The organism is Psychrobacter immobilis, from assembly GCF_904846175.1.
GTDB classification, from domain to species: domain Bacteria; phylum Pseudomonadota; class Gammaproteobacteria; order Pseudomonadales; family Moraxellaceae; genus Psychrobacter; species Psychrobacter immobilis_E.
The window spans coordinates 18187-39024 of sequence record NZ_CAJGZM010000002.1 but is presented as its reverse complement, the minus strand read 5'-3'; the positions used below and the strand labels follow the sequence as shown (position 1 = coordinate 39024).

The following is a 20838-nucleotide window of genomic DNA, read 5'->3' as shown; positions in this document are numbered from 1 at the left end:
ATTGATAAACTAAATATATTCATTTATTGATAAACTTGCAGATAAACTCAACAAGTAGACGGTTAGGATAAATGAAACGGTTAGCATGGACTAAGCCAGTTGATAAGTAACGCTATGATTGCTCAATCTTTGATAGCTGACATGCTAAGCCCCGTTTGGGTAAGCATCAAGCTTGCGGCTATCACCACCTTATGTTTGCTGCTGTTCGCTACGCCTGTGGCATATTGGCTTGCCAAACCCAGTCGTGGACAAGCGGTATCTCGTCTTAAGGTTTTGCTGATCGGCATCATTGCCATGCCACTGGTTCTGCCGCCTACCGTGATTGGTTTTTATTTATTATTGCTACTGAGCCCCAGCGTCGGTATTGGTAAATGGCTTGTCGAGCATAATTTCAGCCCCTTGGTTTTTACCTTTGAAGGACTGGTTATTGGCTCTATTATCTACTCCCTACCCTTCTATATTCAGCCTGTCTATGCGCAGTTTTTACGCATTCCAGCAAGCGTGATGGAGGTCGCAAGCTTACTAGAGCCCAGCCGTCTTAGACGCTTTATAAGGGTTGCTCTACCACAAGCGCGCATTGGTATTATTTTGGGCAGTTTAATCAGCTTTGCCCATACCATTGGCGAGTTTGGCGTGGTGCTTATGATAGGTGGTAGCATTTCAGGTGAAACCAAGGTTGTGTCGATTGCGATATATGAGCAAGTAGAAGCGCTAAATTATGAGGCAGCGCACATGATGTCGGGGATTCTTATCATTATGGGTATTATTATGGTAGCGCTGATTGCCAGTGTTAGCCGGCTTAATCAACGCCCATAGCCATTTAATTAATCAATTAATAACAATTTAAACTTCTTATTTAAGAAATTAAATTTCTATATTACTGGGTTTTTTTCGCCAAATCCAACTCGTTGGCATAAGCAAATAAAGCCGGTGCACCGCCAGTATGCCAAAATAAAACGCTGTCTGTTTTGTTGATTTTCCCTGTACGAATCATATCTATGAGCCCGCCCATCGCACGACCGGTATAAACAGGATCTACCAATATCCCTTCTGTTTGCGCAGTCATAGCAATAGCCTCATTTTCTAATGCGCCCACTACGCCATAACCTTCGCCAACATAATCAGAGTTAAGAATCAAATCTGAGGCGGAAAATTCGTAATCTGCATCGATAAGTTTTGCCGTTTTATTAGCAAGCGCCAATGTATATTCATCGAAAGAAACTTTATCGGTTTCACCTTTATCAATATTGATGCCCAGGATTTGATAAGGTGAGTTAAAGATTTTGTTGCCAAGCATTAGGCCTGCTTGCGTACCGCCAGAGCTTGACGCAAACACGATATGGGTAAAGGAGATACCCATGCTTTGACGCTGCGATTCTAGCTCTTTAAACGCTTCTACAAAGGCTAACGCACCTTGCTCACTTGAGCCACCGTACGGCACTACATAGACACTCTTACCTTGGTTGGTTAATTGCTCAACGATGCGAGGAATGTCTTCGCCTTTGCGATTGGCGCCTGCCCAGTGAATATGACAACCGAATAGCTTATCTAGCAACAGATTGCCACTTGCCAGCTCCGGCTCTTCGCCGCCCAAGACTAAATGACACTCCAGCCCTAAGCTCGCCGCCGCAGCAGCCGTCTGACGACAATGGTTTGACTGTATCGCGCCGGCGGTGATGATGGTATCAGCGCCTTTATCAAGCGCGTCACCGAGGATAAATTCAAGCTTGCGAGTTTTGTTGCCACCCAATGCCAGTCCCGTATTGTCATCTCTTTTCATATAAACTTTGGGACCGCCCAAGGCTTTACTCAATCGTTTCAGCTCAATTAACGGGGTTGGAAAAAAACCTAACGGCTCTCTAGGTAGGTGATTATAGTCCATGGTGTATTTTTATCCCTATGATATTATTTATCTAAATTTACCTGTTAGCACCGCCAGTAAAAGCACGATAAGCAATGCTAGCTTCCATTTTAGCTGGATAATATAACTTTCTGTTACTTTCTGCCTGTTAATTGCTAATTGCCCCTTGCTGTAATTTATAAACATTAACGCCGTTTAATTAAAAACGTTAGGTCAGCCGTTATTAGAACTATAAATCTAAGCGACGTAATCTAAGGGCATTCCCAATCACCGACACTGACGATAGGCTCATCGCCGCTGCCGCTATCATCGGACTAAGCAGCAGACCAAACGCTGGATATAGCACGCCTGCGGCAATCGGTACGCCAATCGCGTTATAAACGAAAGCGAAAAATAAGTTTTGTCTGATATTACGCATGGTCGCGTGGCTAAGCTTATAGGCTTTAGCAATACCCATTAAATTCCCTTTTAGCAAGGTAATTCCTGAGCTCTCCATTGCCACATCCGTACCTGTACCCATGGCAATACCGACATTAGCCTGTGCCAGTGCAGGCGCGTCGTTGATACCATCGCCTGCCATCGCTACCAATTTACCATTATCTTGCATCTCTTTAACAATGCGGTTTTTGTCCTCTGGTGAGACATCGGCATGGACTTCATCGATGCCTAATTTATTGGCGACAGCTTGTGCGGTTTTTTCGTTATCTCCTGTTAGCATGACGACTTTTAGCCTAGCCTCGCGTAGCAGTTTTATAGCATCAGCAGTACTTGGCTTAATCAGATCAGTAACCGAAACAAAACCCGCCGCTTTACCATCTCAATATCTCTAACTTCTGGATGCATCGGACAAATATAGACTGTACCAGTATAATTTTCTGGTACTTTATCGTATTTACCAGCTTTGATAGGCATTTTCTCGGTAACATGTTTCATAAAATCATTCCTTAAAGACAGCAAGTGCAGATAATCAGTCAGGATTTCAAAGTACTATCAACCATCCTAGACTGCTATTTATCATACTGTCAAATGAGGTTTATTATAAAACTTCGCTTAATACAACCTTTAGTTTTTATTACATAAATAGTTAGGTAATGCCGTGATAACAGGCGCTCTTTTTATACATTTAGTTTCGTTTCTTATAAAATTAAACTACTCACTAGGATCAGAACCCGGTGGAAAATCATGACGGAGCTGAGCGACATTGGCAGCAGTGACTTTATCGGTAAATTTATTCAGATCACTATGCACATATTGAGTGACTGCTGCTATTTGTTCATCGTTCATCATGCTGTGAAAGGAAGGCATACCGCGTAGACCATTCATCACAACACTAATAATATAATATTTTGATTGCATCTTACTGTTATCGGCAAGCGGCGGATAGTAACCAGCGCCTTGTGCGCCCTTGCCATCTGGCATATGACAACCCGCACAAGAATCGTCATAGAGCTTTTTGCCGTTGGTCGTTATAAAGCCCTTTTTACCTTCAGAGCTACCTTCGAATTTTGTAAGCCATTTTTTCAGGCTAGCATCTTCTGTCATTGTTGGTATTGAGCTGATATCGACGATATTAGCTCTTGGCGACCTAAGCGCTTCTTTGGTCATATAGACGGCACCCCACGCACCATTATTGCGACTGGCTTGATTGTCAAAGACCATTTGTGTGGCTTGTTGCTGACTGGCAAGGGTGGCTGTGGTATGAGCGGTTTGGTCTTTTTTATATTGACTACAGCCAGATAACGCGACTGTGCCTCCAATAGTTAATATCATTGCCACAGCAAGTAGGTTTGATTTGCTCATATCCATGATGACCTCTGAATTTATTACTGTTATCACTATTTAAGTTAAGCATTTTTACTAATCAACGCCACCAATCAATGCCGTTAATCAACAACCACTCCGACTAGCCGAGCTTTTTTGCTTTTTGATGTAGTCGCTGAGCGGCATCCATGCCAGATAAAATTGCGCCTTCTTGCCATGCTGGGATATGTGAGCAGTGTTCACCTGCCAGCACGATACGGTGATCAATCGCGCATAGCGTATCGTAGTACTGATCACGGCTTGATTCACTCCAGATACCATAGCAACCGAGCGACCATGGAATACGATGCCAGGCGACCGAGGTTCCAGAGCGGAACTCTTTGGTATATTGCGGATGAATATGCTTGCCATACTGTAATGCCGAATCAATACGCTCTTTTGGATTAAGGGTATTAAATTTATAAGAGGCTTCCCCAAATCCATAGGCGCCAAGTAGCACCCCTGAGCCTGTGGTAAACATATCGTGTGAGGGATAGGAGATTTGGGAGATTGGCATATCGGTATAGCTGATACCGCCATAAATCCACTCGTCTTCTTCCCAAAAGCGGCGTTTGAACTCTAAACCTACTTTATAAGAGGTGTCATAAGGTACCGCTGCCATCGCTTGCTTCATTGATGCTGAGACGTTAACGTCAATCTGGGTCAATACCGACAATGGAATATTGCAAATACACCAGTCAGCGCGCACGGTTTTAGTGGCGCCATCAGGATTGTTACTATTGCTGCTGCTATCGACGTAATCAACAGTGACGCCGCTCTCATCTTGATAAATCTTAGTGACTTTAGCATTGAACGTAATCATATCTCGGCATTCGTGAGTGAAGGCATCACCTATTTTTCCCATCCCGCCAACGGGCTGAAACATGGCTGGTTGATGGTCATATATCGTATAGTTGCTATAAATATCTGACCACATGCCTGAATTTAATAGTTTGTTCATCGGTATTGGCGTCGAGGGTTTGGCATCAGGCATCAAGCCGCCACCCGGATAAACGCTATAGCCACGATGCTTACTGGTTTCATGGCTTTTAACATAGCGATAATTATTATCAAGGACGCCCCACCCTTTTAAGCCTTCTAATAGCTTCTCTCTGTCCTCTTTATTTACTGTCTTATCAAGGCTACCGGTATTTACCGCTTTAGATAATAGCTCTGAGACATAACCCCGTATGTCGCTTTGTACCTCGCCTAAGCGCTGCGGTGCCCCATTAAAATGGCTGGTACGGTGTAGATAGGCACGGTCATTAGTTTGTATAAAGGGCTGTAATGCCACACCAAATTTTTTACAATAATGAAATACGGCATAATGGTGAACCGGCAGCCGCCATGGTCCGCCGTTAAAGTAATTACCTTTTTTAAAGTCGCAAGTCACCTCGCCGCCACCAAGCTCAGTATATTTATCACCAGCATTTAGTGTCCAACTGCGACCACCACCTCGATTTTGAAATTCTAGAACAGTGACTTTATAGCCAGCCTTCCGTAGCTCATAAGCAGCTGTAAGCCCGCCCAATCCTGCGCCAAGTATCACAATGCTTGCACCAGCAGGCGCACCCTTTAAATTCATCTCTTGCTTAAAGCTAGACTCAGAAGCAAAGCCCAATGTGGTCATTGCCTGATACATTGCTGTCGCTCCTGCGGTCTTACCAATCATTGACAGCAGTTGCCGACGTGTGGGCGATTGAAACATATCATTCATTTTATTATCCTTGTTATAGAACCGTAATCCATGACATCAGGTAGTATTAGGTGTTTTTATAGCTAGATTAATAGTGTGATTAATAGACCTTAATTTAATATGCGTTTGACGTCAGCAGCACTCACATTACTAGTTGCTAGACCACCGAAATTTATCCGCACGTAATTGGTAATACTGGCAATCTGCGCATGAGTTAATTCTTTCTCGAAGCCGGGCATTTTGGGTGCTGTGTTTAACGCCCCTTTTGCACCATAAGCAATGACATTAATCAGCGCGTCTGGCTTAACGCGACGAATACTACTCAGTCCTACGATAGAGGCGTAACGAGCATCGGGCTGCGCGTAACCATCTACTCCGTGACAGCTAGCACAGGCAGCAAGATATAGCGCTTTTGGTGAATTTCGGTCGTTATTAGAATTAGTATTAGTTATAGATTTTGCCTGCGCCAGATAGTCTTTTTGTTCAATTAAATTATAGGTAATAGAGCTGCTGACTGGACTGGGTAGCCGCGATGTATCTACGGGTATCACGTAATCGTCCGTCTTGAGGATAGGGACGACTTTTAAATAAGCAGCCATTGCACTCAAGTCTTCATCGCTTAGATAGCGGGTACTATGGGCGACCGCTTCAGCCATAGGTCCACCGGCATAAGCGCGTTTATCGAGCATACCAGTACGTAGATAAGTGACGATATCATTCTCGCTCCAACGCCCGATACCACTGTCAGTATCTGGGGTAATGTTGGGTGCATACCATTTACCAAGCGGCGCGCCGGATAAGTATTTTTTCTTATCAAGACCTTGCGTAAGGTTGCGCGGGGTATGACAAGTGCCGCAATGCTCTAAATTATTCACCAGGTATTCACCGCGTTGCTGGGTTTGGGTCAGTCCTAAGCGGTTTTCGGTAGAAGGGACATTAATCACGTTCCAAGCTAGCATTAAAGTGCGGATATTTAACGGAAATGGTAGCTTAGTTATTTTTTCAGGTGCCTCCTCTACTGCAGGTACAGTTTGAAAGTAAGCGAATAACGCGCTGATATCCGCATCGGCCATACCATGATAAGAAGGATACGGCATTGCAGGATAAAGCTGATGCGTAGGCGCCCGACCTTTTTGCAGCGCTTTTCTAAAGTCATTTTCGGTATAGTTGCCAATACCATAACGTTGAGAAGGCGTGATATTGGTTGAATAAATATTGCCAATCGGGGTTTCAATCGCGACGCCGCCGCTATAGTTCTCGCGATGACACGCCATACAGTCAGCAGTACGGGCGATATAGGCACCGCGATTGGCAAGATTACTATTGGCAAGGCTGACATTGGGTAAGCTTATCGCATGAGTTAAGCCAGCGCTATCAGCCATGACAGCGCTGGAAGCCATACTAAGTACAAGTGCTGATAACATTATAGAAATTGGCTTCATAGTATCCTCGCTAGGCTGGCAAAAACTCATTTTTAATAACGTTGGCTATAACTCTATGACACGCTGATTATTTACTAAACTTAAAAAACTACTGTTTAGCTGCTTCAACTTGAATATTTAAAGTCAAGTTTTTAGTCATACCAAATAAGACATATTTTTTGATGTTCCACTGAGTACGGTCAATCGTGGCGGTAAAGTTGCCGCCACAGACCGTTCTATTAAGTGCAGAGCTCAGGTAACAATTAAATTTGGTCGCCAGTAAGCTAATAGGATGGGTCTGACCGTTTAAGGTTAGCTTGCCATCCACTCGTGCGACCTTTGGATTGTCTTTGTCAGAGCTGAAATGCCATTTGGTAGATTCAAAACGTGCTAATGGATACTGTTCCATATTAAAAAAATCAGGTCCCATCAGTTTAAGATTAAAAATCTTGTTACCGGTATTTAAGGACTTTATCGGAATAATAAGAGAGATGTCGCCGGTTTTTGCGCTCGGGTCATACTGGAGTATTCCGGTCACATTATAGAAGCCGCCAGTGGTAGCAGAGGTTTTGAGGTGGTCAATAGCGAAGCGTACGTTGGAATGGTCAGGCTCAATTTTATAGGTAGCAGCATGGCTAATCACCGTACAACCTGCCAGCAATAATAGTGTCCATAATCGCTTGTAGTAACGTAATACGACTTTGTCGAATACAAGCTGGCTCATGACAACATTCCTTTGTTGTGTGATCTTATTTATGACACGCTTTTTAAAATTTTACTAGCCCTATCTTATTAAACTGAATACAAGGGTCGTTCACTACAGCAGATAAACAACTATGTTTTCAATTAAATACTATCGATATTACGTCGAGCCGTTAAACGACGTTTGATAAACCAAGCAATAATAATAACCACAGCGAGTAATAAGAAACCCTTAGAGTACGGCGCTAGCATAGTCTCAATCACTTCGTAATTCTCACCAAAATAATAGCCAGCAATGGTTAATAAGCTTGTCCAAATGCTTGAGCCCAAAGCAGTAAATACCAAAAAAGGAAGCATCGGCATTTTACTCATTCCCGCAGGGATGGATATAAGTGAGCGAATACCCGGCACCATACGTCCAAAGAAGACCGCTTTGCTGCCATGTTTATCAAACCAAACACTAGAGGAACTTATATCACTAGGCTTAACGAATACGTATTTGCCGTATTTTTCAGTAAATACCATTAAGCGGTCTTCATTCAGTAAGCGCCCTAGATAATATAACGGCAGTGCTCCTATTACCGAGCCAAGCGTACCTGCTAGGATGACTAATATTAAGTTTAAATCACCTCTTGCCACCGCAAAACCAGCGGCAGGCATGATTAGCTCAGAAGGTATGGGCGGAAAAACATTTTCAGCAAACATAGCAAAGATAATACCGAGATAGCCAAATTTTGCCATGATAATTAGTACCCACGCGCTTACCTGACTCATTGAAATACCTTGTTAAGTAACCGATGTAATTTTTGAACCATGTACCATGAGCCAATATATCATGCACTTCTATTTGTACCTCTATTATCATAACTTAGCTTGGCGTTAAGATAGCGTTAAGGTGATGGCTAATATTAGAAATAGTTTGAAGTGATAGCTTGTTTTTAGAGATGTAGTGAACGCTAGACAGCCACGCCAAATAACCCTCCAATCAATGAGGTTGCAACCATCGCTAGCACGCCCCAAATGACTACTCGAGCAGTAGCAGGAATAACAGGTGCGCCACCCAAACGCGCCGATATTACCCCAAGTAGCGCTAAGCCTATTATGGTCAAAGATGATAATGACCAAACCAGTGTTTGTGCTGGCAACAGCAGAATACCCATAATCGGTAATATCGCCCCAGCAATGAAAGATAATCCAGAAGCTACTGACGCATGAATCGGCTTAGCTTGACTTAAATCCGTTAAGCCAATCTCATCTCGGGCGTGAGCTTCAAGTGCATTGTGCTCAGTCAATGCTACCGCAACTTGATGTGCCAATACGTGATCGAGTCCGCGTGTCTCATAAATTTTCGTCAGCTCAAACAGCTCGCGCTCAGCGTTATGAGTCAGCTCATGTAACTCTTTATCCAAATCTGCCTTTTCGGTATCTGCTTGTGATGATACTGAAATATATTCACCAGCTGCCATTGATAAAGCGCCTGCTGTCAACGCTGCCATTCCTGTCAGTAGTAATGTCTGACTGCTCGTACTTGCTGCAGCGACACCGACCAGCAAGCTAGCGGTTGAAATCAAGCCATCATTCGCGCCCAGTACTGCCGCTCTTAACCAATGATTGCGATTGCTTAAATGTACTTCATCATGAATAGAATGGTGCATAGATATCTTCAAACCTCAAACGGTGTTGACATGAATTAGAATATGTCAGTGTAGCTTATAACTGCTTACAACTTCACAACTCTTCATGCATAATTATTTGGCTTGTTTTAGCGCCAATAATCGATAGGTCATCAGTACAAAGACTGTCGTTTGACTAGCTGCATAAAATAACAATAAAGGCAGCGCTCGACTGTCTGAGCCGACCATAAATACATGAATACTAATAAACATGTAAGCCATAAAGGTTAAAAAGTGTAGCCAGCGCCATGCTGATTGTCCAATATACTTCTTAATATAAAAGCTAAAAGCGCAGATGAATAATAGCCAAAACCCCAATTGTCCTAATGCAACGCCCACACGCTCAGTTTGGAAACCAAAAGGCAGTAAAATTTGCCATAAGTTAAGATTTAAGAAATTATCTGCTAATAAGATACCCGCATGGAACGCGGCAAAACCCACTGCTATCAGACTTAAATACTGATGTAAGGCAAATACTCGTGCCATATTAAAATGCTTGCCTAAACGAGTGCTGAGCAATAAACCAAAAACGACTGCCAGCCAAAATAACGTATAAGCGATAACACCACTTGCCCGTGATAAATACCAGAAATGTTTATCCGTGGCTGTCAGTAGCTGAGAAACTCTCTCTCCCCAAGTTAACAACGCATAGCTGCCGACACCAATAGCAATGGTTAAGATTAAGCCAATGCATAGCGCCTTAGTAAGAAGGTTTGTTTTGAAAACAGTTTGAGTGTTGGTAGGATTATTAATGTTCATAATTATGCTCCTATGCTAGCAATCAAGTTTTCTTGGATTAAATTTGGATGCATAGCAGCTGTCACCAACGCTTTGTTATTCGTATCGATTAAGAGCGCAGCAATATCATGCTTATTAAGCCATGCCATCGCCTCTGTAACGCCAAGAAGCACGCAGTATTTTGCATATACCTCCGCTGTTAGCGTGTCAGTAGTCAATACGGTTGCTGTTAAAACGTCACTGCTTACTGGACGAGAGTAATGAGGATGGATCAAATGATGTTGCCAACGACCGTCGTGCCACCAGCGACGATAGTCTTGCCCAGAGGTGGCGACAGCGCCCGAATTAATGGCAAGGATTGCTACATCTTCATCATCGTGGACTTCCTCATCATTAGCAAAATACGGTTTAGCAATAGCTACTCCCCAAGTAATGGGTTTATCTATTTGTTCTGTTGGAACACCAATTGCCATATCTCCACCCATATCTACTAAGCAGGGAATTTGCCAGTCATGAACGTGGCTAATATGCTCAGCCAGTTGCATGGCGCACCAGCCTTTGACATAGCCATTCAGATCTAGTGCCATGTCAGCTGGCAGGTATACTTGATGCTGCCCGTCAGTTAACTGGCGCAGTTGGATACGCCCTATTTGTTGATTGGCATGGTTTAATTTAAAATTTTTCGTTATAGATGCATCTTGCAAATCTGTACTGGTATTTAAGTTAATGTTTGAGGAGGTATTTGAGCTAATCTTTGATGAGCTAGCCTTTGAACCAATGATGGTCACACATGGCTCAGACATTTTGGGCAAAGTCTCAAATGAATGCTGATAACCTGCTGACCAAAGTTCTTTCAGTAAAGTTGGTGTTACCAAACCTTGAGTCTTTGAGACAAAATGAATAGCGCGTTGTAAAACTTCAAATAACTCTGCACTCACTTTAGTCCATTGATTGGTATGGCTATTAAGTTGCATCAGCTCACTGGTCTCATGAAAACGACTGAAAATGTGTTCCCATTGCGCTATGCGTTTTTGAATATCACTTGTTAGCAAAGCAATTTGCTGGTTTATGGCTATCTGTGAATAACGCGGGTTAAGCCTTGTGGTATTCAAGCTGATTTGAATATGACAACCCATGGCGAATAGTTTAATCGTTACCAGTTCAGGTATGTTGCTATCAGGCATATTGGTTTGCATTTGCCGTTTCCTTTACCACAAACTTAAATTCAGTCACCGTTAAATTTCTCTTCACTTATTGAGAAGAACGTGTACGGGCGACCACTCTTATTGCCTGAACAGGTGCTACCTCATTGACCTGCCGCAACTGGCTGATATCAACGATGGGCATTTGCTCAACAGCCATCTCGCTATTCTGAGAGACCGTAGTGCTTAACACAGCAGTATTCATAGCTGGCGTGTCTGTCTCTTGATTAAGTAATACTAGCCATCCCGCCATGGTGCCTGCAATTGAGACCAGCATAATGCTACTTTTAAGAGAGGCAAAAGGATCTACTTTTTTAGTCGTCTTATTCACGGTTTTAGCCTGATGTGGTTTGGTATTAGTCATCGTAGCTACCCCCATCAAAGCCATCCTCATCATATTGCTGATAGCTCGTAGCGATTAGGCGACTATTTTTTTTGTCATACTTATCGTGATGCTTTTCTTTGTCGTGTTTATCATCATGATGCTTATCCTTATGGTCATCATCATCATCATCGTCGTAATCATAGCTCTCAACGTAATCATTACTGGTCGCGACTGGATTGAGAATGGCACCAAAGTTGGCGTCAATATAAGTAGTACCACTGTCGAATAACACTTCATAAGCGGCGGTGCCGTTATAGTTGATAAGCTCTGGCTCTGCTTGCAATATCGCATTGGGTACATCTTGTTTGGCAAGGGCGATGGCTTGCGCAGCGCTGAGGGCAGCAAGCGATGAGGGTTGAGTAAATTGAGGTTGCGTGACGGGGTTAACCACTGACAGCACGCTATCAGCGCTAGGCGATTGGGCAGATAAGGCGATGACACCACCAAAGAATACTAGTGAGGTCGCACTGACAGTCAATAATAAGGGTTTTAATAGAGATAGGCTCATAGGATGTACTCCGTATATGTTAGTAGGGAATACAAACAGCATACGGGGTGAATATTAACTCAAGCTTAAGACAGCTTATTTTAAATGCTTATAGTTCATTTTTATTTCTGACTGTTACGATAAAGCCAGTGTCTGGCTCGGAGCGGTTGGTAAACTCCAATTTGAGACCATGAAGCTCTGCTATTCGATTGGTAATTGATAGTCCAAGACCGCTACCTAATTGGCTTTGACCGGCTGGACGATAAAAGCGTTCGCTCAAGCGAGTGAGTTGTTCTGGCTCTACACCTAAGCCATTATCAACCACTCTAATCGCATTACTATCAAGTTGAAGTTCAATCAATGAGCCTTCGGGACAATAGCGAATAGCATTGTCTAACAGGTTGCGAATTAATAGTTTAAATAAAATGGGATTGATAAGAATGGGGAGAATGTCAGCAGGATTATCGCAGTTCACGGTACGTTTTAACTGAATATGTTTTTCACGCGCCAGACGATTGATATCACTAAGGACAATATCTGTCAGTAGCAGCCAATCTGGTTTTTCTAATTGCTCAGGGGGCAATTGTTGTTGTGGTTCTATTTTAGCCAAAATCAGCAGTTGATCAACTAAATGCGTGGCGCGCTCAATACCGTCGCTGATTTTTTGGGCATGATAAAACAGCTGATTATTATCTTCCACGCCAGATTCTAAGCCAGACAATTGCAATATCTGCTGCTGTAATAAGTCAGCTTGTAGTTTTAATGCCGCCAGTGGGCTTCTAAGCTCATGCGAAGCATCCGCGGTAAAGCGTTGCTCACGGGCTAAGGTATCAGCAACTTTCACAAATAAGGCATTCAACGCTATAACCAAAGGCTGAATCTCTTTCGGTACGTCTGCTGTGATGGGACTGTCATCTTGCGGTTGACGCTGTTCAAGCTCGGCACTAATCTGAGTTAATGGCATAAAGCCGCGTCGAATCAATAAGACCACCAAAGCCATAAAGGCAAATAGACCAATTAACATTGGTAGTACTTGTACAGACATAGCATCAACAATCATCCCTTGGCGAGATTCAAGGTTTTGACCAACGGCAATCACCCGACCTTCATGCTTATCATCGTGGTTATCATGCACATAAAATAAACGCCAGCGCTTACTAAAAGGGTTAAGGCGCTGATAGGCAGAATCCTGTTCTTCTAAAAACCCACGTTGGTCTGGCAAAAAAGCAAATGACTGACCATTTTCATCAGCCATCAATAGACGTCCTTTTTTATCCCAAATGGCAAAGCCCATATAGTCGTCTTCAGCTTCGCCAAGGTCACCTGATAGCTGCTTACTTTCTAGGTTGTATATTTTGGCGGGACGCTTCTTTTTATTTTTACTATCCTCTTGCTCATAATCTTCCCTATCATGGTGGTCGTCTCTATCATCATCGTTTTTAGGAGCGACACCTATTAAGTAACGGGCAACTTGGGTAATCTGCGTATCATTCATCTCATTGATTTCGTGCCATAAACGCCACGCAATAAAGCTAGAGGTGAGTACCCAAAGCAGAGGTAAACCAATCAGTAGAGATGTTAATAGCCGTTGCTGGATACTTTTCATAGGCGTACCTATTAGGAGGCAAATAGGAGGCAAAGTGTTAGAGGGCAAGATAAATAAGCCAAACGTAGACGTAAGTCGTCTTAGTGACCGCTAACTATGACTATAAGCGGGATTAAGATAATAGCCGATACCACGTTTGGTTAAGATAAAATCATTGCCCAGTTTTTTACGTAAATGATGAATATGCACTTCAATGGCGTTGCTTTCAATATCTTGTTGCCAACCATACAGTTTATCTTCTAAGCTCGCTCTACTATGTATCTGTTTAGGATGAGTCAGCATTTGCTCTAATATGGCCACTTCCTTGATGGTCAATTCAACGACTTGACCTTGATACGTCACTTGCTGAGTATGCGGCTGATAGGCAACCTCGCCATAGCGGATTTCAGGTTGGCTACGTCCCTGACTGCGCCGCATCAAAGCTTGGAGACGGGCAATGACTTCATCTAAAGCAAACGGCTTGACCAAATAATCATCAGCACCAGCATTGAGTCCAGCCACACGATTGGCAATCGCATCGCGTGCCGTGATAATCAATACCGGTGTGTCTATCTGTTTGGCGCGCCAATTTTGCAACACCGTCATACCGTCCCCTTTTGGTAAGGTTAAATCAAGCAGTACCGCATCAAACATGCCCTCTTGCAGCGCCATTTCACCTTGCTTGGCATCACTAAACCAATCGACCATCATGCCGTGACTTTTTAGCCCAAGGATGATGCCTTCAGCAATGGTAATATCGTCTTCTATCAATAATATGCGTGCCATGTTTATTCCACCGCTTCGTTTATTTCACATCGGACGGCTTATCCGTCACCGTTTTCTTGCCCGTTATCATCGCTTTAATCAGGTTTTGGCGTTGCCAATAACTCATGGCAATCGCAGCGACGATATGTAAAGGAACGAGTAAATATAAACTGTTGGCTAATAACTCATGTATTTCTTCAAGCACATCTTTATTACCAAGCAGCTGTATGTGACTAAAAAAATCTGTTTCCATCAGATAACCGGTTATTCCTAACCCTATAATTACTGCCCATAACGATAGCATCATAATGGCTGCCAATGGGTTATGACCGAGGTGCTGTTCATCAACCTGGCGAACATTTAAAGCTGATAGGTGATGTTTCAGTCGTGCCGGTGTGGGGAAGAAATTGGTAAATCGTGCATAGCGTGTTCCTATTAGACCCCACAGTAAGCGTATAACCACTAATCCTACCACGGTATAGCCTACATAGACGTGAAGATCGCTGCCGTCTTCAGTAAAGAGTAGATTAGCAATAATACCAGCCGCGACTGTCCAGTGGGTAAATCTTACTAGAATATCCCAAACTTTGACTTGCCTAGTTTTAGGATTGCTAGGTAATTTTATGACGGAATCGTCGACCACATCAATCATGTCTTGTTGGCGCATGGTTGTCACTCCCTTAATAAATCGTTTATTGATTGACCATATCCTGCTGCTAAAAACAAAAGCTAAGCGAGATATCGTAAGCAGACTAGAGTTAGCATCGTCTGTCTTATCGCTATTACAACAAACAAATCTTAAGATGAGCTTAGGAAATGAAAAAACAAGAATATTTAGGTAGTGGTTAAGCGGTCATAGTATTCAGCGAGAATAATATGGTATTAGTTAGAGATACGGCTTAAGTGAATATACTGGTTTGATGTGTGACTATAGTCATCATCTTATAATACGGTTAAAGTGAGAAATTCATTCTTTGTCCATATTGATTCTACCAAAGAAAACCATCGCCAGCCCACAAGCTATCGTCCATGCCAGAAGCATCGACACCAAGGTATGACTAAAAAAATGGTCGCCAAAGAGCATTTTGTACAGCCCCATCGTCCATCCTAAAACTGTGACGATTACAAAAATTTTATAGCGGTGTTTTTGTAATGTCGGTAAAAATGCTAACCCATATAAAGAGAATCCTGCGCTGGCATGAGCCGCTGGGAAGCACTTTGCTGGTGTCATGGCTACTATACTTTGCCAAAGATTAAGATAAGGTAAGTCACCATTGAATAGAAATAAATGATTGGGGCAACTGACATGGGTGAAGCTTTTGAGCGTCGCGATAACCGTGGGCACCATAACTATAGTGATTACTAAATAACCTATCTCTCGGCTAGACAATGCTGCGATTGGTCTAACAAAGTATGATTGAGCATTCACGTTAGTAGAGTATCGACTTTGCCAATAACGCCAAGTTAAAATGGTTATTAAATAGACGCCGAATAATATTAATAATAATTTAGGCAAGTCATAAAAGATAAACGCATAAGGCTGCGCGTCTTTCTCAAGTAGCCAATGTCCATTTTTATAGAAAAGCTCACTAATATGAACATCAAATTGGCTGTGTTCAAACGTCAGTGTGGCGATAATCGTTAAGCACAATAATTTGAGCCACATCCAATCAGTTGAATTTTTTGCTAGAGTCATTGAGTCACCTTGTAAACTATATTAAACCAAAAATATCCAAGTATTACTTAATATAAAAGGTGGCATAACGCCATTACCCATAAGATAAACAACAGTGCTAACGCCAAAAATTGCGCTGCAGAACCCACATCTTTAGCTATTTTAGCGAGTGGATGCTGTTCTGTTGAGGTATGGTCAACACTGGCTTCAATACCAGTATTAAACAGCTCAACGATAAGGGATAAAAAAGAGGCGATTATCAGCATCATTTTTATGCTGATATCAAAAGGGATAAGTATGATTGCAATAAATAACACAAGGTTGAGCCAGAACACTTGTCTAAAAGCGGCCTCATATTTATAAGCGGCTTTAAAACCATCTAAAGAATAACCGGCGGCTTTTATAATACGAGAAAGACCTTTGTTGCCTTTAGCAATACTCGCATAACTATCGGGTACAAGTAGCTGATTAGAGGTTTCTTGGCTCGAAGTATCATAATTCATCTTTTTGTCGTCAAGATTGATAGGGTTTTCATTGCTCATATTGAGTGCTCAATAGTCATTATTATCAAGGTATATGGTAAATTTTAAGTAGTATAAGATAGTAGAGATTAAGAAAGCGTTAAGGGAGTATTGACTTATTGGGACAGAAAATGCAAAAAATAATTACTCTAGAGATATTGTGATAGTGTTATTACTGATTACTTAAAATCTAAACACTAAACGAGCAATAGCCGATACCATGTCTATCACAGTATCGGCTATTGCCTGCTATTTGGGTTATAAATTAACAATTAACAATTAACAATTAATAATTAACAGTGACAATTTAAGCGTTTGGTTTAATCATCATCTTCTACATCCACTTGACTACTTAACACTTTGCCAGTATTGGCATCTATGCTCACATCATATATTTGATTGCCTTTGACAACTTCGATGTCATAAACAGACTGCCCTTTTTCTAGCTCAAACTCAGCACTGATGACTTTGCCATTCAAACTTTGTGCTGCTTTTTGCATGGCACTGGTCAACGACACTTTTGCTTGCTTCATGGCGTTATACTCAGCCAACTCCTTTTTATCTAGTTTCTCTTGCTTAGTCTTAAGAACTTTACCGGTATTGGCATCAATCTTCACTTCATATGACGTATCGTTAGATACAAATTCGACTTCATATTTACCGGTACCTTTATTTTTGCCATCGTCGTCATAATCAAACTCTGCACTGACCAGATCGCCTTTAGCATTTTGTTTGGCGATATTGATTGCCTGCGTTAGGCTAATTTTACTTTGCATAGCACTGAGCGCTTCACTTGAGCTTGCCACAGCTTTAGTATTGGCAACAGGCGCTGCAATAGCGGTTGCGCCGATACCGGCAACAGTTAGAGCGACAGTCATTGATTTGGTTAGCATTGATAAGTTTTTCATAAGCTTCATCCTTTGTATTAAGTCGATTTGTGACATTACGTTCAGTAGTTTTGTCAGCTACCTTGTTGGTATGAATCCATAATACGACCTAAAACTTAAGAGAAGCTTAACGGGAATTTAGAATTTAATTAGTAAGTAAAAATAATAGAGGCACCTTTACTGGACAAGTGATTGAAACAATTATTTCATACGATTGATGAGCTTATCTTTTAAAATAAACTGATGATAGAGTGCTGCGCCAATGTGCAATAAAGTAAAGGCTATAATCATCGGCCAAATAACACCCGTATGTATATTTTCATAAAAACGTGCTGTACTACGATTAGGGGTTACAAAAACAGGGATTTCAAACAGTCCAAACACATCAACTGGATGACCACCATAGACTGACGTTAATAGGCCAGCCACAGGCATTGCAATCAGAATCATATAAAGAGCTAAATGAGTCAACTGCGATATTTTTTTTTGCCAAGGCGGCATGACAACAGCTGCTGGTACTTTAATCAATAAACGATTGAATCCACGTGCAATCATCCAAAACAACACACTGAGACCAAAGGCTTTGTGTAAATTAATATATAAGTTTTGATCAGTATTTTGGTACACAACTATTAGTATCCAAGTTATCAGCAATAAAATCGCACTTATCCAGTGAAATATTCGGCTGCTAACTGGCCATTTTTGTACTTGTATTACCTTTTCCATATATCACCTCATATATAAATATATTTTTGTTATTATTGGATTTTTCATGGATATAGTAGATTTCTAAGAGTATTCAATAGTTGTTTCATGCTCATTCTAAATATATTGCTTGATAGTCAATAGAATCAAAGTACGTGGCAGGTTATTTAAAATAAAAAGTGCAATCAGTCATATGGTTGTAGTCAGTATCCCAGTGTAGGAGGTCACAGGTTAGCACTTGGGTATGAGTATGAGCTTGGGGTTGTTAAGAAGATGTTAAGGTTAAATATTTTTCATTTATTCTTTAATCTTCATCCTCCATATCAACCTGACTGCTTAAAACCTTGCCAGTATTGGTATCTATGCTTACATCGTATATCTAATTGTTTTTGACCACTTCGATATCATAGCTAGTAAGTCGATTTCTGACAGACCTTTCGTGGTGTTGTCAGCTACCTTGTTGGTATGAATCTATAATACGAGAGACGACATAGGAGAAACTTAGCGAGGATTAAGAGTTTGATTAGAAGGGGTTGGTTAAGTATGGTTTGGAGACAAAAAAGGTGAGTGAAAGTACTACGAATAGTAGACTAAGCGAGCCTGATGCTATTTCTGACTTATATAGGATTTGACTATATTTAATCATCGTTTGGGTGGTTTAAAGCCCACTCATAGAGTTTTTTGAGTCCATAGCTTCCGGGGTCAACGAGTTCAAGCATATCTGCACAAGCTTCAGCACACGATACTCGGTATACAGGATTGTAAAAGCCAGGCGTCTTTGGTCTAAATAGAGCGAGATAGTCATATTTAAAGTGTTGGCGTTTTTGAAACCAGCGCAGAACGTAACCCATATCGCACATCACTGGTATCAGAACCCAGTGACTGCGCGACATATCGATACTCTTGCGTCTCAGTCCGCCATCACGGTGGCTTGAGCCAATACAATCGTAGCATCGATTACCAAGATCCTCGACTACCAGCTCGCAGTGACTATAAGGTGAGCCGTCAATCAGACTAATAGCTCGATCTAACAGCGTTCCATGTGTCGCCGTATAAAAAGCCAAATAGGTAGGTTGCATCAAAAACCTCCTTTAATAATCATAGTTTGCTAGGGGTTTTGCTAGGGAGTTTGCTTATATCTTTAGCTATATTCGTCTGAGTAGCCCATTCATAGAGTTTTTTGATTCCGTAGCTTCCAGGGTCCACTAACTCTAGCATATCTGCACAAGCCTCAGAACAAAATTGAAAATGAGCAGGTTCGTAAAAGCCGGGAATGACGGTTCTAATGATACCAAGATAGTTATATTTGAAGTGTTGACGTTTGTTGAACCAACGCAGAACATGACCCATATCGCACATCACTGGTATCAGAACCCAATGATTGTCTGACATATCAATCTTCTTACGTCTCAGTCCACCATCATGATAGCTTGAGCTAATACAATCGTAACACTGATTACCAAGATCCTTAATGACAAGCTCACAGTGACTAAAAGGAGAGCCATCAATCATACTAATAGCTCGATCTAAAAACCCTCCATGTTTGGCAATGTAGAAAGCAAGATAGGTGGTTTGCATTACATAATCGTGTCGCATATTAAGCCTCCAAAAGTCCTTTTTCTTAAACTTGACACTAGGGTGAAATATGGTTGATAACAGCGATTTTCATAGACTTTAGCATAGCATTTGTCGATAGTATTGGTACAAACCCTTGACACAGATTACAAATAAAGGAAAAAGTCTTAAAGAGTAGTCGAGGTTAATAATTTGATTAGCAGAAACTGTTTATATTAAAAGGTAAATGATGACGTCTTAACACTTTCTTAATAGCTGGATGGCTACTATAAGTTGAGAGCGTAGCAAATATAGTGCTATGTCTTAACCATCCTAAAAAAGGAAAGCACTCATGTCTACCTCCCGTCAAATACTTGCATCAGAAAATAGCCTATCCAAACCGTCTAAGCTTGGTCATATGCTTAATAAAGTGCCTGAAATTACGATCGTGTTTTGGCTGATCAAAATGATGTCAACCACAGTCGGTGAAACTGCCGCCGATTTTATGATTTTTAATTTCAAGCTAGGTCTGCCGACGACGTCTCTTATTATGACCGTGCTATTTGTAATCGTATTAGTAGTACAGTTAAAAGCTAAAGAATATATACCGTGGAAATACTGGCTAACCGTCGTATTCGTCAGTATTCTTGGTACGCTGATTACCGATAATATGACAGATAACCTTGGCATACCACTAGCGTACTCAACGATAGGATTTAGCATACTACTTGCAGTAGTCTTTGCGGTTTGGTATGCCCGAGAGAATACTTTATCTATTCATCACGTTGATACTTTTCCTCGTGAATTATTCTATTGGACAGCCATCTTAGCTACTTTTGCGCTGGGTACTGCTGCAGGCGATTGGTTTGCTGAAGGGCTTAATATCGGCTATCAAAACTCTACATTGATATTTGCGACAGGAATCGCTCTTATTACAGCTGGGTTTTATGTGTTTAAGTTAAACAGCGTTTTATGCTTTTGGTTGGCTTATATTTTGACCCGTCCTTTGGGCGCAGCGCTTGGTGATTGGTTATCACAACCGATAAAAAGTGGAGGTTTGGCTCTAGGCGTGACCAGTATCAGTATTGTATTTTTATTGATGATTGTGGGCTTGGTAGGCTATGAGACCTATAAAAAAAGATTGTGAAATTGAAGGCTGTATATGAAGTTAATCTCATCTC

General features: G+C 41.7%; 23 protein-coding genes and 1 pseudogene. 2 read left to right on the top strand and 22 right to left on the bottom strand.

Going from position 1 to position 20838, the window contains the following annotated elements:
- Window positions 1-114: 114 nt before the first annotated feature.
- The gene (modB, locus tag JMW39_RS02725; RefSeq protein WP_201543619.1) at window positions 115-816 is read left to right on the top strand and encodes a molybdate ABC transporter permease subunit; all 702 of its coding nucleotides are present in this window, start codon (window positions 115-117) and stop codon (window positions 814-816) included.
- 61 nt (window positions 817-877) lie between these two features.
- On the opposite strand, the gene JMW39_RS02720 is transcribed toward modB, so the two are convergent.
- From JMW39_RS02720 to JMW39_RS02615, 22 genes and pseudogenes are all read right to left on the bottom strand, one after another.
- Window positions 878-1882, bottom strand: coding sequence for a D-cysteine desulfhydrase family protein (locus JMW39_RS02720; protein ID WP_201543616.1), 1005 nt, complete (start codon window positions 1880-1882; stop codon window positions 878-880).
- Between the two features lie 208 nt (window positions 1883-2090).
- Window positions 2091-2678 (bottom strand): annotated as a pseudogene (locus tag JMW39_RS02715) (HAD-IC family P-type ATPase); the annotation flags it as partial.
- The gene (locus JMW39_RS02710) at window positions 2639-2794 is read right to left on the bottom strand and encodes a hypothetical protein (protein WP_201543614.1); all 156 of its coding nucleotides are present in this window, start codon (window positions 2792-2794) and stop codon (window positions 2639-2641) included. The pseudogene JMW39_RS02715 and the gene JMW39_RS02710, both read right to left, overlap by 40 nt.
- 216 nt (window positions 2795-3010) lie before the next feature.
- On the bottom strand, window positions 3011-3667 hold the full coding sequence (locus JMW39_RS02705; protein ID WP_201543612.1) for a c-type cytochrome: 657 nt from the start codon (window positions 3665-3667) through the stop codon (window positions 3011-3013).
- 97 nt (window positions 3668-3764) lie between these two features.
- A complete protein-coding gene (locus tag JMW39_RS02700) occupies window positions 3765-5378 on the bottom strand; it encodes a flavin monoamine oxidase family protein (RefSeq protein ID WP_201543610.1) in 1614 nt (537 codons plus the stop codon).
- A gap of 89 nt (window positions 5379-5467) precedes the next feature.
- On the bottom strand, window positions 5468-6799 hold the full coding sequence (locus JMW39_RS02695; RefSeq protein ID WP_201543608.1) for a cytochrome c: 1332 nt from the start codon (window positions 6797-6799) through the stop codon (window positions 5468-5470).
- An 88-nt stretch (window positions 6800-6887) separates the two neighbouring features.
- Window positions 6888-7502: a YceI family protein gene (locus JMW39_RS02690; protein WP_201543606.1), complete on the bottom strand. Its 615-nt coding sequence runs from the start codon at window positions 7500-7502 to the stop codon at window positions 6888-6890.
- Window positions 7503-7624: 122 nt separating this feature from the next.
- Window positions 7625-8254 carry a DedA family protein gene (locus JMW39_RS02685; RefSeq protein WP_201543604.1) on the bottom strand — a complete coding sequence of 210 codons (630 nt, stop codon included), beginning with the start codon at window positions 8252-8254 and terminating at the stop codon, window positions 7625-7627.
- A 182-nt stretch (window positions 8255-8436) separates the two neighbouring features.
- Window positions 8437-9135, bottom strand: coding sequence for a VIT family protein (locus tag JMW39_RS02680; RefSeq protein ID WP_201543590.1), 699 nt, complete (start codon window positions 9133-9135; stop codon window positions 8437-8439).
- 93 nt (window positions 9136-9228) lie between these two features.
- Complete coding sequence (locus JMW39_RS02675) at window positions 9229-9912, bottom strand: ferric reductase-like protein (protein ID WP_201543589.1); 684 nt, start codon at window positions 9910-9912, stop codon at window positions 9229-9231.
- Between the two features lie 2 nt (window positions 9913-9914).
- Window positions 9915-11087, bottom strand: a complete 1173-nt coding sequence (locus JMW39_RS02670; RefSeq protein ID WP_201543587.1) for an FAD:protein FMN transferase — start codon at window positions 11085-11087, stop codon at window positions 9915-9917.
- 55 nt (window positions 11088-11142) lie between these two features.
- A complete protein-coding gene (locus JMW39_RS02665; protein WP_201543585.1) occupies window positions 11143-11457 on the bottom strand; it encodes a hypothetical protein in 315 nt (104 codons plus the stop codon).
- The gene (locus JMW39_RS02660; RefSeq protein WP_201543583.1) at window positions 11450-11986 is read right to left on the bottom strand and encodes a PepSY domain-containing protein; all 537 of its coding nucleotides are present in this window, start codon (window positions 11984-11986) and stop codon (window positions 11450-11452) included. Before JMW39_RS02660 ends, JMW39_RS02665 begins: the two co-directional genes overlap by 8 nt.
- Window positions 11987-12074: 88 nt before the next feature.
- A complete protein-coding gene (locus tag JMW39_RS02655) occupies window positions 12075-13571 on the bottom strand; it encodes an ATP-binding protein (RefSeq protein WP_201543581.1) in 1497 nt (498 codons plus the stop codon).
- Window positions 13572-13661: 90 nt separating this feature from the next.
- Window positions 13662-14336 (bottom strand): response regulator, encoded by a 675-nt coding sequence (locus JMW39_RS02650; protein WP_201543579.1) that lies wholly within the window; start codon window positions 14334-14336, stop codon window positions 13662-13664.
- Window positions 14337-14355: 19 nt separating this feature from the next.
- The gene (locus tag JMW39_RS02645; RefSeq protein WP_201543577.1) at window positions 14356-14982 is read right to left on the bottom strand and encodes a cytochrome b/b6 domain-containing protein; all 627 of its coding nucleotides are present in this window, start codon (window positions 14980-14982) and stop codon (window positions 14356-14358) included.
- A gap of 300 nt (window positions 14983-15282) precedes the next feature.
- Window positions 15283-16011 (bottom strand): PAP2 family lipid A phosphatase, encoded by a 729-nt coding sequence (locus JMW39_RS02640; protein WP_201543575.1) that lies wholly within the window; start codon window positions 16009-16011, stop codon window positions 15283-15285.
- 47 nt (window positions 16012-16058) lie between these two features.
- Entirely contained in the window at window positions 16059-16493 is a 435-nt protein-coding gene (locus tag JMW39_RS02635; RefSeq protein WP_227679309.1) for a diacylglycerol kinase, read from the bottom strand.
- 338 nt (window positions 16494-16831) lie between these two features.
- Window positions 16832-17419, bottom strand: coding sequence for a PepSY domain-containing protein (locus tag JMW39_RS02630; protein ID WP_201543573.1), 588 nt, complete (start codon window positions 17417-17419; stop codon window positions 16832-16834).
- Window positions 17420-17599: 180 nt separating this feature from the next.
- Window positions 17600-18124 (bottom strand): cytochrome b, encoded by a 525-nt coding sequence (locus JMW39_RS02625; protein WP_201543572.1) that lies wholly within the window; start codon window positions 18122-18124, stop codon window positions 17600-17602.
- A gap of 617 nt (window positions 18125-18741) precedes the next feature.
- On the bottom strand, window positions 18742-19182 hold the full coding sequence (locus tag JMW39_RS02620; protein ID WP_201543571.1) for a hypothetical protein: 441 nt from the start codon (window positions 19180-19182) through the stop codon (window positions 18742-18744).
- A 19-nt stretch (window positions 19183-19201) separates the two neighbouring features.
- Window positions 19202-19699 (bottom strand): hypothetical protein, encoded by a 498-nt coding sequence (locus JMW39_RS02615; protein WP_201543570.1) that lies wholly within the window; start codon window positions 19697-19699, stop codon window positions 19202-19204.
- Window positions 19700-20009: 310 nt separating this feature from the next.
- Between JMW39_RS02615 and JMW39_RS02610 the strand changes: the two genes are divergently transcribed.
- Window positions 20010-20804 carry a hypothetical protein gene (locus tag JMW39_RS02610; protein WP_265088437.1) on the top strand — a complete coding sequence of 265 codons (795 nt, stop codon included), beginning with the start codon at window positions 20010-20012 and terminating at the stop codon, window positions 20802-20804.
- The last annotated feature ends 34 nt before the right edge of the window (window positions 20805-20838 follow it).

What these genes read in the sequence shown, in the direction of transcription:
- modB (WP_201543619.1), top strand. Translation starts at nt 115, where the DNA reads ATGATTGCTCAATCTTTGATAGCTGACATGCTAAGCCCCGTTTGGGTA.
- JMW39_RS02720 (WP_201543616.1), bottom strand. Translation starts at nt 1,882, where the DNA reads ATGGACTATAATCACCTACCTAGAGAGCCGTTAGGTTTTTTTCCAACC.
- JMW39_RS02710 (WP_201543614.1), bottom strand. Translation starts at nt 2,794, where the DNA reads ATGAAACATGTTACCGAGAAAATGCCTATCAAAGCTGGTAAATACGAT.
- JMW39_RS02705 (WP_201543612.1), bottom strand. Translation starts at nt 3,667, where the DNA reads ATGGATATGAGCAAATCAAACCTACTTGCTGTGGCAATGATATTAACT.
- JMW39_RS02700 (WP_201543610.1), bottom strand. Translation starts at nt 5,378, where the DNA reads ATGAATGATATGTTTCAATCGCCCACACGTCGGCAACTGCTGTCAATG.
- JMW39_RS02695 (WP_201543608.1), bottom strand. Translation starts at nt 6,799, where the DNA reads ATGAAGCCAATTTCTATAATGTTATCAGCACTTGTACTTAGTATGGCT.
- JMW39_RS02690 (WP_201543606.1), bottom strand. Translation starts at nt 7,502, where the DNA reads ATGAGCCAGCTTGTATTCGACAAAGTCGTATTACGTTACTACAAGCGA.
- JMW39_RS02685 (WP_201543604.1), bottom strand. Translation starts at nt 8,254, where the DNA reads ATGAGTCAGGTAAGCGCGTGGGTACTAATTATCATGGCAAAATTTGGC.
- JMW39_RS02680 (WP_201543590.1), bottom strand. Translation starts at nt 9,135, where the DNA reads ATGCACCATTCTATTCATGATGAAGTACATTTAAGCAATCGCAATCAT.
- JMW39_RS02675 (WP_201543589.1), bottom strand. Translation starts at nt 9,912, where the DNA reads ATGAACATTAATAATCCTACCAACACTCAAACTGTTTTCAAAACAAAC.
- JMW39_RS02670 (WP_201543587.1), bottom strand. Translation starts at nt 11,087, where the DNA reads ATGCAAACCAATATGCCTGATAGCAACATACCTGAACTGGTAACGATT.
- JMW39_RS02665 (WP_201543585.1), bottom strand. Translation starts at nt 11,457, where the DNA reads ATGACTAATACCAAACCACATCAGGCTAAAACCGTGAATAAGACGACT.
- JMW39_RS02660 (WP_201543583.1), bottom strand. Translation starts at nt 11,986, where the DNA reads ATGAGCCTATCTCTATTAAAACCCTTATTATTGACTGTCAGTGCGACC.
- JMW39_RS02655 (WP_201543581.1), bottom strand. Translation starts at nt 13,571, where the DNA reads ATGAAAAGTATCCAGCAACGGCTATTAACATCTCTACTGATTGGTTTA.
- JMW39_RS02650 (WP_201543579.1), bottom strand. Translation starts at nt 14,336, where the DNA reads ATGGCACGCATATTATTGATAGAAGACGATATTACCATTGCTGAAGGC.
- JMW39_RS02645 (WP_201543577.1), bottom strand. Translation starts at nt 14,982, where the DNA reads ATGCGCCAACAAGACATGATTGATGTGGTCGACGATTCCGTCATAAAA.
- JMW39_RS02640 (WP_201543575.1), bottom strand. Translation starts at nt 16,011, where the DNA reads ATGACTCTAGCAAAAAATTCAACTGATTGGATGTGGCTCAAATTATTG.
- JMW39_RS02635 (WP_227679309.1), bottom strand. Translation starts at nt 16,493, where the DNA reads ATGAATTATGATACTTCGAGCCAAGAAACCTCTAATCAGCTACTTGTA.
- JMW39_RS02630 (WP_201543573.1), bottom strand. Translation starts at nt 17,419, where the DNA reads ATGAAAAACTTATCAATGCTAACCAAATCAATGACTGTCGCTCTAACT.
- JMW39_RS02625 (WP_201543572.1), bottom strand. Translation starts at nt 18,124, where the DNA reads ATGGAAAAGGTAATACAAGTACAAAAATGGCCAGTTAGCAGCCGAATA.
- JMW39_RS02620 (WP_201543571.1), bottom strand. Translation starts at nt 19,182, where the DNA reads ATGCAACCTACCTATTTGGCTTTTTATACGGCGACACATGGAACGCTG.
- JMW39_RS02615 (WP_201543570.1), bottom strand. Translation starts at nt 19,699, where the DNA reads ATGCGACACGATTATGTAATGCAAACCACCTATCTTGCTTTCTACATT.
- JMW39_RS02610 (WP_265088437.1), top strand. Translation starts at nt 20,010, where the DNA reads ATGTCTACCTCCCGTCAAATACTTGCATCAGAAAATAGCCTATCCAAA.